Source organism: Methylobacterium sp. J-072, assembly GCF_022829425.1.
Taxonomy (GTDB): Bacteria; Pseudomonadota; Alphaproteobacteria; order Rhizobiales; family Beijerinckiaceae; genus Methylobacterium.
The window spans coordinates 1-280 of sequence record NZ_JAKSYK010000078.1; the positions used below are offsets into that span (position 1 = coordinate 1).

1 pseudogene is annotated in these 280 nt (G+C 67.9%); it reads right to left on the bottom strand.

What is annotated here, in order from left to right:
• Window positions 1–280, bottom strand: a pseudogene (locus MKK67_RS07925) (hypothetical protein); the annotation flags it as partial.

The following is a 280-nucleotide window of genomic DNA, read 5'->3' on the forward strand; positions in this document are numbered from 1 at the left end:
CGACGAACTCGGGATCATCTCGGCGGATGTCGAGACCGACGTGCACGGCCTGTCGGAGCGGTTCCAGCGCATCGCGGCGACCACCCGCGGCCAGTCCGAGATCGTGCAGGGGCTGGTGACGTCGATCCAATCGGTGCGGACACTGCATCAGCCCGACCATCACGGCGATGGTGCCGACATAGACCAGCCCCTGCAGGGCGGTGGGCCGGTCGGTGTAGCCGACGAGGGCGTGCAGCACCCGACCCGGCCAGGAATTCTCCGCAATCACCGCGGAGCTGTT